The organism is Flavobacterium sp. S87F.05.LMB.W.Kidney.N (assembly GCF_004366435.1).
In the GTDB taxonomy this organism is placed as follows: Bacteria; Bacteroidota; Bacteroidia; order Flavobacteriales; family Flavobacteriaceae; genus Flavobacterium.
Genome location: NZ_SODX01000001.1, coordinates 320,063 through 333,217, shown reverse-complemented (window position 1 = coordinate 333,217; position 13,155 = coordinate 320,063). Strand labels below are relative to the sequence as shown.

Annotated in this window: 9 protein-coding genes and 1 tRNA gene; 2 read left to right on the top strand and 8 right to left on the bottom strand. The window is 38.4% G+C overall.

The window, feature by feature from the left end; all coding sequences use genetic code 11:
• Positions 1 to 2,453 (top strand): tail fiber domain-containing protein (locus EDB96_RS01485; RefSeq protein WP_134138888.1); only part of this gene is annotated, 2,453 nt, incomplete at its 5' end.
• Between the two features lie 510 nt (positions 2,454 to 2,963).
• Here EDB96_RS01485 and EDB96_RS01480 read toward each other — a convergent pair.
• Both EDB96_RS01480 and EDB96_RS01475 read right to left on the bottom strand, forming a co-directional pair.
• Complete coding sequence (locus EDB96_RS01480) at positions 2,964 to 3,575, bottom strand: 50S ribosomal protein L25/general stress protein Ctc (RefSeq protein ID WP_057115570.1); 612 nt, start codon at positions 3,573 to 3,575, stop codon at positions 2,964 to 2,966.
• A gap of 107 nt (positions 3,576 to 3,682) precedes the next feature.
• Positions 3,683 to 4,624, bottom strand: a complete 942-nt coding sequence (locus EDB96_RS01475; protein WP_057115983.1) for a ribose-phosphate pyrophosphokinase — start codon at positions 4,622 to 4,624, stop codon at positions 3,683 to 3,685.
• A 288-nt stretch (positions 4,625 to 4,912) separates the two neighbouring features.
• On the opposite strand from EDB96_RS01475, the gene EDB96_RS01470 reads away from it, so the two are divergent.
• Positions 4,913 to 4,992 (top strand) — tRNA-Leu (locus tag EDB96_RS01470).
• Between the two features lie 148 nt (positions 4,993 to 5,140).
• Here the strand turns inward: EDB96_RS01470 and EDB96_RS01465 are convergent.
• The 6 genes from EDB96_RS01465 to EDB96_RS01440 all read right to left on the bottom strand — a co-directional run bounded on the left by EDB96_RS01465 (position 5,141) and on the right by EDB96_RS01440 (position 13,067).
• Positions 5,141 to 5,602 (bottom strand): OsmC family protein, encoded by a 462-nt coding sequence (locus tag EDB96_RS01465; protein WP_134138887.1) that lies wholly within the window; start codon positions 5,600 to 5,602, stop codon positions 5,141 to 5,143.
• Positions 5,603 to 5,822: 220 nt separating this feature from the next.
• The gene (locus EDB96_RS01460; RefSeq protein WP_134138885.1) at positions 5,823 to 7,007 is read right to left on the bottom strand and encodes an aldose epimerase family protein; all 1,185 of its coding nucleotides are present in this window, start codon (positions 7,005 to 7,007) and stop codon (positions 5,823 to 5,825) included.
• Between the two features lie 280 nt (positions 7,008 to 7,287).
• Complete coding sequence (gene araA / locus EDB96_RS01455) at positions 7,288 to 8,796, bottom strand: L-arabinose isomerase (protein ID WP_134138884.1); 1,509 nt, start codon at positions 8,794 to 8,796, stop codon at positions 7,288 to 7,290.
• Between the two features lie 118 nt (positions 8,797 to 8,914).
• A complete protein-coding gene (locus EDB96_RS01450; protein WP_057115566.1) occupies positions 8,915 to 9,616 on the bottom strand; it encodes an L-ribulose-5-phosphate 4-epimerase in 702 nt (233 codons plus the stop codon).
• A complete protein-coding gene (locus tag EDB96_RS01445; RefSeq protein ID WP_134138883.1) occupies positions 9,600 to 11,291 on the bottom strand; it encodes a ribulokinase in 1,692 nt (563 codons plus the stop codon). Before EDB96_RS01445 ends, EDB96_RS01450 begins: the two co-directional genes overlap by 17 nt.
• Before the next feature lie 231 nt (positions 11,292 to 11,522).
• Positions 11,523 to 13,067, bottom strand: a complete 1,545-nt coding sequence (locus EDB96_RS01440; protein ID WP_134138882.1) for an alpha-N-arabinofuranosidase — start codon at positions 13,065 to 13,067, stop codon at positions 11,523 to 11,525.
• Positions 13,068 to 13,155: the final 88 nt, after the last annotated feature.

The window sequence follows — 13,155 nt, the reverse complement described above, 5'->3', positions numbered from 1 at the left end:
GTGCAACTGGTGCGACTGGAGCAACGGGTGCAACTGGAGCAGATGGAGCAACGGGTGCGACTGGAGCTACGGGTGCGACTGGAGCAACGGGTGCAACTGGAGCAGATGGAGCGACTGGAGCGACTGGAGCGACTGGAGCAACGGGTGCAACTGGAGCAGATGGAGCGACTGGTGCAACTGGTGCAACTGGTGCAACTGGTGCGACTGGAGCAACGGGAGCAACTGGAGCAGATGGAGCAACTGGTGCGACTGGTGCAACTGGAGCAGATGGAGCAGATGGAGCAACTGGTGCAACTGGTGCGACGGGAGCGACTGGTGCAACTGGAGCAACTGGAGCGACTGGTGCGACGGGAGCGACTGGTGCAACTGGAGCAACTGGAGCGACTGGTGCGACTGGTGCAACTGGAGCAGATGGAGCGACTGGTGCAACTGGAGCAGATGGAGCAACTGGTGCAACTGGTGCGACGGGAGCGACTGGTGCAACTGGAGCAGATGGAGCGACTGGTGCGACGGGAGCGACTGGTGCAACTGGAGCAACTGGAGCGACTGGTGCAACTGGTGCAACGGGAGCGACTGGTGCAACTGGTGCAACGGGAGCGACTGGTGCAACTGGTGCAACGGGAGCGACTGGTGCAACTGGTGCGAGTGGAGCAACTGGAGCGACTGGTGCAACTGGTGCAACTGGATCAACTGGAGCAACTGGTGCAATGGGTGCGACTGGTGCAACTGGAGCGACTGGTGCGACTGGAGCAACTGGAGCGACTGGTGCGACTGGAGCGACTGGAGCAACTGGAGCGACTGGTGCGACTGGAGCAACTGGAGCGACTGGTGCGACTGGAGCAACTGGAGCGACTGGAGCGACTGGAGCAACTGGAGCGACTGGTGCGACTGGAGCAACTGGAGCGACTGGAGCGACTGGAGCAACTGGAGCGACTGGTGCGACTGGTGCGACTGGTGCGACTGGAGCAACTGGAGCAACTGGAGCGACTGGTGCAACTGGTGCAACGGGAGCGACTGGTGCAACTGGTGCAACTGGATCAACTGGAGCAACTGGTGCAATGGGTGCGACTGGTGCAACTGGAGCGACTGGTGCGACTGGAGCAACTGGAGCGACTGGTGCGACTGGAGCGACTGGAGCAACTGGAGCGACTGGTGCGACTGGAGCAACTGGAGCAACGGGTGCGACTGGAGCAACTGGGGCTACGGGTGCGACTGGAGCAACTGGGGCTACGGGTGCGACTGGAGCAACGGGTGCGACTGGAGCGACTGGGGCAACTGGGGCTACGGGTGCGACTGGGGCTACGGGAGCGACTGGGCCATCAGTTCCACAAACAATAACTAAAGGAAATTTGTTAGCAGGAAGCTCTGTAGTTACAGTAACAGGAAGCGGTAAAGTATTAGACGCAGATATTACAGTTGATGTTGTAAAGAAAGATCTTACTACTACAACACCTACAGTTCTTAAAATTACAAATGGCGTAGGTGCAACACTTACTAATGCGGAAATCAATATGATACCTGGTGCTTTCAATACAACTTTAAATACTGATAAAACAGGGAATATTGTTTGGGCACCTATTCAAAATTGGTTATTAGATGGCAACAGCAATGGCGCTATTAAAACACTTGGTACAAATGACAACATTGATTTACCTTTTGTAACTAATAATACTGAAAGAATGAGAATAGCAGGAGGTAGTGGCTATATTGGTATAGGCACGCCTTCACCAGTTGCAGGTATACATATGGTACAAGATGCTCCTGATATTAGCAATAGAAGTATTTTTAGAATATCAACTTATACATCATCTCCAACATCATATTCACCTACTATAATTTTTGACAGACAGCGTGGTTCTGCCGCATCTCCTGCTCCTTTAATAACTGGAGACGCCTTAGGATCAATAAGTATGAGAGGAAATACGAGCAGTAGCGTATTAACTGTTTTATCAACAATTGCAAGTTATTATAAAGGTTCTACAGCAACACCTAAATTGAGTGATTTAAAATTTGGAACATCGGATGTAGCCGATCAAATGACAATAGATGAAAACGGGAATGTTTATCCTAGAATGGGTGGTACACAAAATTTAGGTACAGCTACAAATAGATGGGCAGCTGTTTTCGCAGTTAACGGTACAATTCAAACGTCAGATATTCGTTTGAAGAAAAATATTACACCTCTTAAATATGGCTTAGCTGATATTCTGAAAATTGATCCTATTTCATACAACTGGAAAGAAGACAATACCGGAAAAGTAAAAATTGGAGTATCTGCACAGCAAGTTCAAACTATTTTACCTGAAGTTGTAAATGTCGCTGATGACGCTAATAAAACACTTGGAGTTAACTATGCTGAAATGGTTCCAGTTTTAATTAATGCTATAAAAGAGCAACAAACTCAAATCGAAGAGTTAAAAGCTTTGGTAAAACAATTAGCTGATAAAAAATAACAAAGATTAGATTCTTAAATAAGAATAAAACTAAAAATCCGATTACGTAATGTAATCGGATTTTTTTATACTTTGTTTCCTTATATTTTTAAATGGTAATTAAACCGTACTATATCTTATTGACAGTCTTATTATGTTGCTTTTCTTGGTAACAAACTTTTCATATTAAATCTTAACGATTCAATATCTGATAAAAACGATCAGTTCTTACTAGCCCTGACAGAAGCGACATCCTTTTTCTGGCTTCTTTAGCAAGGAAAAGATATAGCGGATGGCAGGTTTGTTAGATCTTAAAATAAATAAAAGTTTCTGCTTCTAAGAAATAATTAGATTGCTAGTGGAATATGGGAACTAGATAATTGCTTTTAAAGCCTTCGACTCCGCTCAGCCTGACATCAATAAACAAACGCAAACAGACAAACTTAGCCCCTCAGAACCTAAGCCTCTCAGAACCTCAAAAAAAAAGCACCAACCTTTCGATTGATGCTTTTTGTATTGATTTGAAAAAAATTATTTTTTCTTTCCTTTTGCAGGAGCTTTTGCAGCTTTTGCAGCTTCTTGAGCAGCTTTCATAGCAGCACGAGAGATTCTTACTTGAGCAACAACTGTGTTGTCTGGGTGCATAATTTTGTATTCTGGAGCACCAACTTTAGTAACGTATAATTTGTTACCCATTTCAAGTGGAGTGATGTCAGCTTCAACAAAATCAGGAAGATTTTTAGGTAAAGCTTTAACTTTTAATTTACGAGTGTTTAAACGTAAAACACCACCCGCAAGAACACCTTTAGATGTACCAACGATTTTTACAGGAACTTCCATTGTGATTTCTTTATCATCAAATAATTGGAAGAAGTCAATGTGTAAAATTCTGTCAGATACTGGGTGAACTTGGATATCTTGCAAAATTGCATTGAATGATTTTCCTTTTCCAAGCTCAATCACAACTGTGTGTGCATTTGGAGTGTAAACCAAGTTTTTAAACGCTGCAGCGTCTGCTGAGAAGTGTACTGCTTGATTTCCTCCGTATAACACGCAAGGAACCGCTCCAGCATTACGTAAGGCTTTAGTTGACACTTTGCCCACGCTTTCTCTTTCTGATCCTTTAATTGTAATCGATTTCATTGTAAAAAAATATAGTTATTAAATAAATATTCTATTTTGCTGTAAGCTTTAGGCTTTTTCAGAATGTGTAACAATGCTTACAGCCTAAGGCTTAAAGCTTACTGCTTTTACATAATGAATTTTCCACTAATGGAATTATTGTGGTGAACCATTTGCATAACCTCAGCAAATAAAGGCGCGCAGCTTACCACTTTTATTTTGTTAGATTCTTTCTTTAACGGAATAGAATCTGTTACGATTAACTCGGTTAATTTCGAGTTTTCGATTTTCTCATACGCACCGCCAGATAAAATAGCGTGTGTACAAATTGCTCTTACACTTAGTGCTCCTTTTTCGATCATCAGGTCGGCAGCTTTTGCTAAAGTACCACCTGTATCGATCATATCATCTACTAAGATTACGTTACGTCCTTTTACTTCACCAATCAGCTCCATAGTGTCGATAACGTTGGCTGCTTTTCTTTGTTTATAACAGATTACTACATCTGATTCTAAAAACTTAGAGTAAGCATATGCTCTTTTTGAACCTCCCATATCTGGAGATGCAATTGTTAGATTTTCTAATTTTAAACTTTCTACGTATGGTAAAAAGATTGTAGATGCAAATAAATGATCTACTGGTTTTTCAAAGAATCCTTGAATTTGGTCTGCGTGCAGATCCATTGTCATGATTCTTGTTGCTCCTGCAGCTGTTAGTAAGTTTGCTACTAATTTAGCTCCAATTGGAACCCTTGGTTTGTCTTTTCTATCCTGTCTTGCCCAACCAAAATAAGGCATTACAGCTGTAATATGTCTTGCAGATGCGCGTTTTGCGGCATCAATCATTAACAACAATTCCATCAGATTATCTGCACTTGGAAAAGTTGAACATACGATGAATACTCGTAAACCTCTGATTGATTCTTCGTAAGATGGCTGAAATTCTCCATCACTATACGTTGACATCGTTACTTTTCCTAACGGAATTCCGTACTCTTTTGCAATTTTTTCTGCAAGATAAACACTTTGTGAACAAGCAAAAATTTTAGCTTCTGGTTCTAGGTGCGACATTATAATTTGTTGTTTTTGCTCCGCTGCGCTTGTATTATTTGGCCTTCCCATTTTTAGTAAAGCAAAATGCATATAAATGCCTCGGGTGTAGTTAGTTGTGTGTGCTTCGTTTTAACGAGCTGCAAATTTAGAAAATTTATTGGACACTGAAAGGAAAAATTTAAGTATTTTTAGTAGTTGATTTAATTTTATTTTTTACATTTGCACCGTGTTAAAGGAATGACGCCATTTATGACTTCATTCTATTGCGTTAAATAAGTCATTTATGATTTATTTTTCGTCTGCTAAGCCCGGATGGCGGAATTGGTAGACGCGCTGGTCTCAAACACCTGTGGGAAACCGTGCCGGTTCGACTCCGGCTCCGGGTACAAAAACCTCTTCTTAACGGAAGAGGTTTTTTTGATTTTATGCTATACCTGATTTAACCGCAAAGAGCGCAAGGAAAAATGCGTAAAGGTTCGCAAAGATTTAATAAAACTTTGCGAACCTTTGCGTAAAACCCAGCGTTCTTTGCGTTTAAGCTACTTCACAACTCGCCTCATGCAGAACAGGAAAGTTGCAGGAATTAGCAATAAAGCACAATTGATTTGCTTTTTTATGAAGTTCTAATGCCAACTCTATTTTGTCTGAATTAGCAATAATAATTTTTGGTTTTAATTTTACCTCAACAAAACGCCCGCTTCCATCGGGATTTACTTCGAGTGCTGCTTCGGCATTATCTGAATATTCGAGAACTTCTATTCCGTTCTGAGAACAGACATATAAATACGACATCATATGGCACGAGACCAAACTGCTCAATAATAAATCTTCAGGATTGTATAATTCTGGATCGCCTTTGAATGCTTTCGCTGCCGAGACATTTAAAATGGGCTTTCCTTCAATTTTTATTTGATGGTTTTTAGTAGATCTTGAAACTGGTTCTTGTTGATTTTTGTTTGAAGTCCAATTTAGTGCTGCTTTGAATAAATGTTTCATTTTACTTTTGTTTTCACTTGCTAAGTTAAGATTTATAAGTTGTAATTATTTAATCTCACAAAGTCGCAGAGTCGCAGAGTTTGACACAATATTGTCAGAAATGACAAAAATTCGTGCTAATCCATGTAATTCGTGGCGAAACTTTCAATCATAAAAAAACCTCGAAAGCATAACTTTCGAGGTTTTCTAGAGAATTGAACTAATTAACAAATTCTAAAAATTATTTTTTTACTGAAAACTTAAAAGTTGTTTTCGTTTTATAATTTTCTCCCGGGTTTAAAACCGTTGTTGGGAAATTTTTCTGGTTTGGAGAATCTGGATAATGTTCTGTTTCTAGACATAATCCAGTTCTGTGTGCAAAAGTTCCTCCGTTTGGCATTGGTAAAGTTCCGTCAAGGAAATTCCCTGAGTAAAACTGAATTCCAGGTTCGTCTGTTGTCATTTCCAAAACCCTTCCGCTGGCAGCGTGATACACTTTTGCGATTATTGTTTTTCCTTTTTCAGGATTGTTCAACACCCAGCAGTGATCGTAACCTTTACCTCTTTCTAATTGTTCGTTTTTCGCTTCAATGTCTTTTCCAATTAATTTTGGTTTTCTGAAATCGAAAGGCGTATTGGCAACATCTTCTAATTTTCCTGTCGGAATTAAAGTTGCATCTACCGGAACTAATTTATCTGCATTCAAAGTCAATTCATGATCTAAGATTGTTTTGGTAAAATCTCCAGATAAATTAAAGTAAGAATGCTGAGTCAGATTCACAACTGTTTTCTTATCAGTCGTTGCTTCGTAAAGAACATCTAACTGATTATCATTTGTCAATGTATACGTTACAAAAACTTTTAGATTTCCAGGATAACCTTCTTCCATATCTTTGCTTAAGTAGGATAATTTCAAAGAAGCTGTGTTTCCTGATTTCACCTCATCGGCTTTCCAAACCACATTAAAATATCCTTGCGGTCCACCGTGCAAAGCATTTGGTGCGTTATTGATTGCTAATGAATATTCTTTTTCATCTAAAGTAAATTTCCCTTTAGCAATTCGGTTTCCATATCTTCCGATTAAAGCTCCAAAAAACGGATTTTCTTTTTCATATTGTGCTAAAGAATTAAATCCAATTACAACATTTTCAGAAACGCCGTCTTTATTAGGCACTTTTAAATCTGTAATTCTACCGCCAAAAGTGATGATGTCTACTTCCATCCCATTTTGGTTTTTCAATTTATAACTATCTACTTTTTCTCCTTTAGCAGTTGTACCATAAGAAGATTTTTCAATCGTAACTGTAGCTTTTTCATCAGAAGAAACTGTTGTAGTATCCATTTTTTTATCGCTTTTACATTGAACTGAAACTGCAGCCAGACTTAACAGGCTTAAACCGAAAACGCAACGTTTTAATACATTCATATTTGATAATTTTGTGGTTATTGTGAAATGTTAGATGTTAAAGATAATCCGTTAGACGTAATAAAAAATGCTATATTTTGACGCGGATTAGACAGATTCGTTTCACGAAGACGCGGATTTACACCGATTTTTTAATATTTAAAATCCGTTTTGATCCGCGATTTTGCATTTGCAAATCCGTTTTATCAGCGTTTTATTTTCACAAAGTGATTTATTACCCAGCAAGCTAAAAGTAACAAAAACTTAGAACCTTAGCAACTTAGTATCTTAGTATCTCAGACTACAATCCATGTTGAAACAAATGATAGTATGCCTCGTTTGCATTGATTTTATCTTTAAACTCTCTTACCGTTGTTTTTTCATCAATTACCAATAATTCGATTCCGGCAATGTCTGCAAAATCTTCCATATATTCTGTTGTTAATGACTGGCTGTAAACTGTATGATGCGCCCCGCCTGCTAAAATCCAAGCTGTTGCTGCAATGTCAAGGTTTGGTTTACAATCCCATAAAACTCTTGCAACTGGTAATTTTGGTAATTCTGCCATTGGTTTAATTGCTTCTACTTCATTTACAATTAAACGGAAACGAGTTCCCATGTCTACAAGCGAAACGTTGATTGCATCTCCAGCAGGCGAATTAAATACCAAACGAGCTGGATCTTCTTTGCCACCAATTCCTAACGGATGTACTTCGCAAGAAGGTTTCCCGTCAGCAATAGATGGGCAGATTTCCAACATGTGAGAACCTAATACATACGATTTTTGCGGAGTGAAGTGGTACGTATAATCTTCCATAAAAGAAGTTCCGCCTTCTAAACCAATATTCATTACTTTTAAAGCTCTTACCATTGCAGCTGTTTTCCAGTCGCCTTCGCCACCAAAACCATAACCATCGGCCATCAATCTTTGTGTTGCGATTCCTGGTAATTGTTTCCAGGCTCCAAGGTTTTCAAATGTATCTGTAAAAGCGCCGAAACCTCCTTCTTCAAGGAAAGCTCTTAATCCTAATTCGATTTTTGCAGCTTCAACTAGTGAACTTCTTTGCGCACCTCCTTCTTTTAAAGAATCGGTTAAAGTGTATGATTGTTCGTAAACGGCTAATAAATCATTTAGTTCTTTTTCTGTTACTTTCTCGATATGTTTGGTAACATCTGAAGAATCGTATCCGTTTACCGAAACTCCGAAACGAATTTGAGCTTCTACTTTATCGCCTTCCGTAACGGCAACTTCACGCATATTGTCTCCAATACGGGCTACTTTTAGGTTTTGAAGTTCGTCCCATCCAAGAACCACTCTTGACCAGATTCCTAATTTTTTCTGAACTCTTTCGTCTTCCCAATGTCCTACAACAACTTTACGTTTTTTGCGCATTCTTGACATGATGAAACCAAATTCACGATCTCCGTGAGCAGATTGGTTCAAGTTCATAAAATCCATGTCGATAGATCCCCACGGAATTTCAGCATTGTATTGTGTATGCAAATGACATAATGGTTTTTTCAAAATACTCAAACCGCCAATCCACATTTTTGCTGGAGAGAAAGTGTGCATCCAAGCAATAATTCCGATACAGTTTTTAGCTGAATTTGCCGCTAAACATACATCTAATATTTGAGATGGAGATTTTACTACATCTTTGTACACCACTTTTACAGGAATTGAAGACGAAGCGTCTAATCCTTTTGCAATAATCTGAGAATGTTCTGCTACTTTTCTAAGTGTTTCTTCACCGTATAATTCTTGGCTTCCTACTACAAACCATACTTCTTTTTGAGAAATGTCTATCATTTTTTTATTTTGTTTCAGGTTTTCTTTGTTTCAAGTTTGAAATCGCAGAAAATCTATGTTCTATATTCTATGTTCTTTTTTCTAAATCTAAAATCTGAATTCAAAAATCTAAAATCATTTACTGTCCGTAATACGAATCTTTTCCATGTTTGCGGTTGTAATGTTTCTTTATTAATGAATCTTTTAATCTTGGTGCGTTTGGATTTATTTGTAAAGTTAAGTACGCCATTTCGGCAACTACTTCCAGAACTTTACTGTTGTAAACGGCTTTTGCAGCATTTTTTCCCCAGGCAAACGGACCGTGATTTCCAATTAAAACCATTTCTACTTCTTCGTAAGAAAGATTTTTTTCTTTGAAGCAATCCAAAATCTGAATTCCGGTATTATGCTCGTAGTTTCCTTCAATTAAGTGATCTGCCATTGGCGGTGCGCACGGAATATCGGCTGTTAAATGATCGGCATGAGTGGTTCCGAAAATCGGAATATCTTGCTGCGATTGTGCCCAGGCAACTGAATAAGTTGCGTGTGTATGTGCAACGCCTCCAATATTTGGCCAGTTTTTATATAAGTACGCATGCGTTTTGGTGTCTGATGACGGACGCATTGTTCCTTCAATAATGTTATTATCAAAATCTACAATTACAATATCTTCCGGTTTTAAATCTTCGTAAGGAACGCCGCTTGGTTTAATGGCAAAAACACCATTTTCTCTGTCGACAGCGCTTACGTTTCCGAATGTGTAGACCACCAAATTCAATGCATTTAACTGCATATTGGCTTCATAACATTCCTGTTTTAAATCTTTATAAAGAGAACTCATTTTGAGAAATTTTAATGTTTGGATCTGCAAAAGCGCTTAATTGTTCATACGCTAAAAGCAGTTTATGATACGCTTCTACTTTATCTGTTTGAGGGAAATATTCTCCGTCAAAATCACTTCCTATTTTCTGACTTGCTTCGATTACATTTGGATAAATTCCTGCTGCTACCGCTGCGTAGATTGCCGCTCCTAAAGCTGGTGTCTGATCTGAAGCTGCAATTTTAATTGGCTTGTTTAAAACATTGGCCAAAGTCTGCATGATAAAAGGAGATTTTCTTGCAACTCCTCCGATTCCAATTACGCTGTCAATTTTTACTCCTTCTTCTTCAAAACGGTCTACAATTTTCTTCGCTCCGAAACAGATTGCGTTTACCAAAGCTTTAAAAATATGAGGTGCTTTTGTTCCTAAAGAAAGGTTCGAAATGGCGCTTTTTAATTCTTGGTTTGCATCTGGAGTTCTTCTTCCGTTAATCCAATCTAAAGCAATTGGAAGACTTTCTGAAACTGGAATTTTCTCTGCTTCTTTCGTTAATTCAACAATTAATTTATCGCTGAATTCATCTCTTAATTGTTCTTTTTGAGTATCATTTAAAAGAGACGAAGAACCTAATAAATGTTCTGTCGGCCACATTAATAATTCTTTGTACCAAGCCAATAAATCTCCAAAAGCAGATTGTCCTGCTTCTAGACCAATAAAGCCTGGAATTACAGAACCATCAACTTGTCCGCAAATTCCGCGAACGGTTTTTGTTCCCACTTCATCATAAGAACCAACCAGAATATCGCAGGTTGAAGTTCCCATAACACGAACCAAAGTATTCTCTTCGATTTTAGCTCCAACTGCACCAGAATGCGCGTCGAAAGTTCCAACAGCCACAACTGTTTCTGTTGAAAGCCCTAAACGTTCTGCCCATTCTTTGCTTAAATTTCCGGCAACTAAATCTGATGTATAGGTTTCATCATATAAATTACCGCGAAGCTGTGCTAAATACGGATGTAATTTTTCTAAAAATTCAACTGGCGGTAATCCGTTCCAGTCTGCATGCCACATTGCTTTGTGTCCTGCGGCGCAACGGCTTCTTTTAAATGTTTTTAAATCTTTATCTTCAATCAATAAATACGTCATTAAATCGCAATGCTCCATCCAAGTGTGTGCTGCATTACGAACCGCTTCGTCTTGTCTTGCAATGTGAAGAATTTTTGCCCAAAACCATTCTGATGAATAAATTCCTCCAACGTATTTGGTTACATCTTCTCCGCCCCAGCTTACTGCCAGTTCGTTAATTTCGTTTGCTTCATTTATAGAAGTATGATCTTTCCATAAAACCATCATCGCATTTGGGTTTTCTTCAAAACCTTTTGTTAATGCTAGTGGAGTTCCATCTTTTGTAACTGGAACAGGAGAAGATCCCGTTGTATCGATACAGATTCCGCGAACCAATGACGGATCAACTTTGCTTTCTTTTACAACATTTTGAATTGTAATTTCTAATCCTTCGATATGATCCAAAGGATGCTGGCGAAATTGATTGATGGAAGCATCACAATATTGCTTGTTTTTCCATCTTTTGTAATGAGAAACATTCGATGCCAGCTCCTGTCCATTCTCAGTGTCAATTAGCACCGCGCGAACAGAATCTGTTCCGTAGTCCAATCCTATTACATAATTTTTCATTCTCATTTTATTTTTAAAATATTGACAAATATAGAGATAAATACTTTATAAGTGTACAAAAAACACTTAATTGAAATTGCATAATTAATTTTTGCTATAAATGCATTAAAACAGCATTTTAGCCTTTAATCAAAAAATAAATGTTAACAATACATTTATAATATTGTGATTATTTCACTTCTAAAATAAAAACCTTCACTTTTAAGAAGATATTTTTACATTTATTAAAGATTATTTTCCTTCTAAAACTAATACTGAGAAAGGCGGAATTGTGATTTCAAGCTTTCCTTTTTTATTCTCAAAACCTTTAAAAGCAACTGGAATAATTTTATTCGGATTTTCGAAAGAATTATAATCCTGTAGTTTTGAAGCTGTAATTATAGTCCCTGTAAAATTTTTAACGCCAAGATCTTTTACATCAATTTCGATTTTATTCTTATTTACAGCATCAATATTTACCAGTGAAATATGAACTAATCCTTTTTGATCTTTTGAAACAGATGCAGATACAGCCGGAATTGATTCTCCATTAAAATTATAAGATGGCGATTTAAAATTTATCGGAAGTAATTTCGCGTCTTGATGAACGCTATACATTTTCATTACATGATAGGTTGGCGTTGTAATCATCTTGGCTTTGTCGGTTAAGATTACAGCTTGAAGCACATTAACGCATTGTGCCAAGTTGGCCATGCGAACTCTATCTGCATGATTATTGAAAATATTTAAAGTTGCTCCCGCCAAAACAGCATCTCGCATTGTATTCTGCTGATATAAAAACCCTGGATTTGTCCCTTTTTGAACTTCATACCAGCCTCCCCATTCATCGACTATCATCGCCACTTTTTTCTCTGGATCGTATTTGTCCATTATGGCAGCATGTTTGGTTACTAATTCTTCCATTTTTAAGGCAGACTGCATGGTCTGGAAATATTCTTTCTCTGTAAAATCAACATCTGCCCCTTTTTTACCCCAGTCAATTACTGCGTAATGATGAACACCGACTCCGCCCAGCATATTCAGCGGAATGTTTTTCATCAAAACCTCTGTCCAATTGTAGTCAGAACTATTAGATCCCGAAGCAATTCTTGTAATGCCTCCAGTATTGTTCCAATCTGATATAAACGTGGCAAACTTGCGATATTCATTAGCATAATAATCTGCAGTCATATTACCGCCACAACCCCAGGCCTCATTTCCAATTCCCCAGTATTTTACTTTCCAAGGTTCTGCTCTTCCGTTTTTCTTTCGAAGATCACTCATTGGACTTTTTCCTCCAAAATTGGTATACTGAACCCAGTCTGCTAATTCCTGAACTGTGCCGCTTCCGACATTTCCAGATAAATACGGTTCTGCTCCCAATAATTCACACATATTTAAAAAATCATGTGTTCCAAAACTATTGTCTTCTGTTACGCCCCCCCACCATTGATTTACAATTGTCGGACGCTGTTCTTTTGGACCAATCCCATCTTTCCAATGGTAGGTATCTGCAAAACAGCCGCCGGGCCATCTTAAATTTGGAATTTTCAAATCTTTTAATGCCTTGATAATATCATTTCGAACTCCGTTTGTATTGGGAATTTTTGAAGTATCTCCCACAAAAAATCCGCCATAGATACAGCGTCCTAAGTGCTCAGCAAAATGACCATAAATGTTTCTATTTATAATCGGTGCTGCTGCATCATTTTTAACTGAAATAATAACCGATTCTTTTTGAGCTGTAATTGTTTGAATAAAAAATATAGCAAACAAGATTAGTAGTGGTTTTTTCATAATCTGTTGTTGGTTTTGGTTTTCAGAAAATTGCGTGGCTGCAGAATTTCTAAAGATGTTGGTTTTTTAGTTTTATAAGTGTTCGTTT